This window comes from Actinophytocola sp., assembly GCF_036555685.1.
GTDB lineage: Bacteria > Actinomycetota > Actinomycetes > Mycobacteriales > Pseudonocardiaceae > Actinophytocola.
This window is the reverse complement of the sequence record NZ_DATBKY010000079.1, coordinates 1-3,694: the sequence shown is the minus strand read 5'-3', so window position 1 is coordinate 3,694 and position 3,694 is coordinate 1. Positions and strand designations below refer to the sequence as shown.

The following is a 3,694-nucleotide window of genomic DNA, read 5'->3' as shown; positions in this document are numbered from 1 at the left end:
ATCGACCTGGTCATCGTGGCCACCTGCAGCGCCGAGGCGTCGATACCGAACATCTCCGCGGTGGTCGCGCACCGGCTCGGCATCGTCGCGCCGGGCGCCTACGACCTCAACGCCGCCTGCGCGGGCTTCTGCTACGCGCTGGCGAACGCGTCGGACGCGATCCGGGTGGGCACTGCCCGGCACGTGCTGGTCATCGGGTCGGAGAAGATGACCAGCTGGATCGACCCGACGGACCGCTCCACCTGCATCATCTTCGCCGACGGGGCCGGCGCCGCGGTCGTCGGGCCGGTCGCGGACGGCGAGGCACCCGGCATCGGCCCGGTCGCCTGGGGCAGCGCCGGGGACCTGGCGGAGAAGATCACCATCGCCGACCGCAACTCGTTCCTGCACCAGGAGGGCCAGGCGGTGTTCCGCTGGGCCACCACGGCCATGCACCCGGTCGCCACGCAGGCCTGCGAGCGGGCCGATGTCGCGGTGAGCGACCTGGCCGCGTTCGTCCCGCACCAGGCAAACCTGCGGATCGTCGAGGCCATCGCGCGCCGGCTGGGCGTGCCCCGCGAGCGCGTCGCGGACGACATCGTGCACGCGGGCAACACGTCCTCGGCCTCGATCCCGCTGGCCCTGTCGCGGATGACCGAGCGCGGCGAGCTCAAGTCGGGGTCGCCGGCCCTGCTGCTCGGGTTCGGCGCGGGGATGTGCTACGCGGCACAGGTGATCACGGTACCCTAGCGGCGCCCAGCGCAGCCGGCTGGGCCCGCCGTCCCCGCCTTGGGGCCGCAGACCAGAACGAACACATGAGACAAGGAGCACAAGGCATGAACGAGCAGGAGATTCTCGCCGGGCTTGGTGAAATCGTCGAGGAGATCGCCGGCGTGCCCGCGGCTGAGGTCACCCCGACCAAGAGCTTCGTCGACGACCTGGACATCGACTCGCTGTCCATGGTGGAGATCGCCGTGGCCGCGCAGGACAAGTTCGGCGTCGAGATCCCCGACGACCAGCTGAAGGACCTCACCACCGTGCAGGACGTGGTGAACTACGTCAGCAAGAATGCCGGAGGCTCGGCGTGACCGAAGGGCGCGAGACCGTCGTCGTAACCGGGCTCGGCGCGACCACCCCGCTCGGCGGGGACGTCGCGTCGACCTGGTCGGCGATGCTGGCGGGCCGCAGCGGCGTGCGCTCCATCACCGAGCCGTGGGCGGAGGAGCTGCCGGTGCGGTTCGCCGCCCAGGCGGCCGCCGACCCGGTTGAGGTCGTGGGCCGCGTGCAGGCCCGCCGGATGGACCGCTGCGAGCAGCTGGCGCTGGTGGCCGCGCGCGAGGCGTGGGCCGACTCGGGGTCGCCCGAGGTGGACCCCGAGCGGCTGGGCGTGACCGTCACCAGCGGGATCGGCGGCATCGGCTCGACGCTGGCCGCGTACGACACGCTCAAGGAGAAGGGCTGGCAGCGCATCTCGCCGTTCACGGTGCCGATGCTGATGCCGAACGGTTCGGCCGGCTGGATCAGCATGGAGCTCGGAGCCAGAGCGGGTGCGCACTCGCTGGTCAGCGCGTGCGCGTCCGGCGCCGAAGCGATCGGCTACGGCATCGACATGATCCGCTCCGGGCGGGCCGACGTGGTGCTGGCCGGCGGCACCGAGGCGGCGATCATGGCGCTGAATATCGCCGCGTTCGCGGTGATGCGGGCCATGTCTACCCGTAACGACGAGCCGGAGCGGGCGTCCCGGCCATGGGACAAGGCCAGGGACGGGTTCGTGCTCGGCGAGGGAGCCGGCATCCTGGTCCTCGAATCGCTCTCGCACGCGCGGGAGCGGAACGCCACCATCCACGCCGTGGCGGCCGGGGCCGGCTACTCCTCGGACGCCTACCACATCGCGCACCCGGCGCCCGACGGGGCCGGCGTGATCGCGGCGATCACCCGCGGGCTGGCCGACGCCCAGGTCGACCCCGGCCGGGTGGTGCACGTGAACGCGCACGCCACGTCCACCCCGGAAGGAGACGTGGTCGAGGCGCAGGCGCTGGCGAAGGCGCTCGGGCCCGCCATCGACGGCGTGATCGTCACGTCCACCAAGTCGATGACCGGGCACCTGCTCGGCGGCGCGGGCGCCATCGAGTCGGTGGCCGCCATCCTCGCGCTCCGCGAGCAGGTGGCTCCGCCCACCATCAACCTCGACGACCTCGACGAGGACGTGCCGGTCGAGGTCGCCACCGAGCCGCGGCCGCTCAGCCAGCGCGGCTCCGAGCCGATGGCGGTGCTGAACAACGCATTCGGGTTCGGCGGCCACAACGTGTCGCTGATCTTCACCGCCACCTGACCATGCAGGCCCGGCCGTGTGCCGAGTTGGCCAGGCGTGTCGTGTTCCCCGGGCGCCAGGCCCGGTTCGCTGCATCCTTCGTTCCGGCTGACCGGTAGAGGAGACCGAGATGACCGCACTGGATCAGAGCCCGGCGGCCGCGGCCGTTCCGCCGCAGGCGACGGCGATGCTGCCGCGCGACCCGCAGGAGCGGCTGGCAGCCCTGTTCGACCCGGGCACGCTGGAGGTCCTGCCGGTCGAGACCGAAGAGCGCAGCGGCACCGTCGCGGGCACCGGCCTGGTGCACGGCGTGAGCGTGGTGGCCTTCGCCTCCGACGCACGGGTCCAGGGCGGAGCGATGGGCACCGCGGGCTGCGCCGCGATCGTCGCGGCCTACTCCGAGGCCCTCGCGCGCGGCGTCCCGATCGTGGGTCTCTGGCATTCCGGCGGGGCCCGGCTGGCCGAGGGCGTGGCAAGCCTGCACGCCGTGGGAACCGTGTTCGCCGCGATGACCCAGGCGTCCGGGCGGGTGCCGCAGATCTCGGTGGTGCTCGGCCCGGCGGCGGGCGGCGCCGCCTACGGCCCGGCACTGACCGACCTCGTGATCCTGTCCGGGCAGGGGCGCATCTTCGTCACGGGCCCCGACGTGGTGCGCTCGGTGACCGGCGAGGACGTGGACATGGAACGGCTCGGCGGTCCCGAGCCGCACAGCCGCCGGTCCGGCGTGGTGCACGTGGTGACGTCGACCGACGCGGAGGCACTAGACCGGGCGCGCGAGCTGGCGGCCATGCTCAGCGACCAGGGCAAGATCGCCGAGGACGCGGAGGAGCGTGACCTGTCCGGCCTGCTGCCCGACTCGGCACGCCGCGCGTATGACGTGCACCTGCTGACCGGCAAGCTGCTCGACACGCCGGGCGTCGAACTCCACCCCCGCTGGGCGCCGAACGTCGTGACGATCCTCGGCCGCCTGGCAGGCCGGACGGTCGGCGTCGTGGCCAGCAACCCGATGCGGCTCGGCGGCTGCCTGGACGCCGCCTCGGCCGAGAAGGCGGCGCGTTTCGTGCGGATGTGCGACGCGTTCGGCGTACCGCTCGTGGTCCTGGTGGACGTGCCCGGATACCTGCCCGGCGTCGGCCAGGAATGGGACGGCGTGGTCCGGCGCGGCGCCAAGCTGCTGCACGCTTTCGCCGAGGCCACGGTCCCGCGGGTGACGCTGGTGACCCGCAAGGCCTACGGCGGCGCCTACATCGCGATGAACTCCCGCGCGCTCGGCGCGACCCGCGTCTTCGCCTGGCCCGGTGCCGAGATCGCCGTGATGGGCGCGGTCGCCGCAGTCCGCATCCTGCACCGGCGCACCCTCGCCACAGTGCCGCCCGAGCAGCTGCACGAGGCCGAGGCGAAGCT

The 3,694-nt window shown here is 73.0% G+C and carries 4 protein-coding genes; all 4 read left to right on the top strand.

The window, feature by feature from the left end; all coding sequences use genetic code 11:
* Positions 1-729, top strand: a 729-nt coding sequence (locus VH969_RS08180; protein WP_331972882.1) for a beta-ketoacyl-ACP synthase 3, incomplete at its 5' end; no start/stop codon positions are given.
* Positions 730-815: 86 nt separating this feature from the next.
* On the top strand, positions 816-1,067 hold the full coding sequence (locus VH969_RS08175; protein ID WP_331972880.1) for an acyl carrier protein: 252 nt from the start codon (positions 816-818) through the stop codon (positions 1,065-1,067).
* On the top strand, positions 1,064-2,311 hold the full coding sequence (fabF, locus tag VH969_RS08170) for a beta-ketoacyl-ACP synthase II (RefSeq protein WP_331972878.1): 1,248 nt from the start codon (positions 1,064-1,066) through the stop codon (positions 2,309-2,311). Before VH969_RS08175 ends, fabF begins: the two co-directional genes overlap by 4 nt.
* A 109-nt stretch (positions 2,312-2,420) precedes the next feature.
* A partial coding sequence (locus VH969_RS08165; protein WP_331972876.1) for an acyl-CoA carboxylase subunit beta occupies positions 2,421-3,694 on the top strand: 1,274 nt, incomplete at its 3' end.

Coding starts and splice junctions, on each gene's coding strand:
- VH969_RS08175 (WP_331972880.1), top strand. CDS start 816: ATGAACGAGCAGGAGATTCTCGCCGGGCTTGGTGAAATCGTCGAGGAG.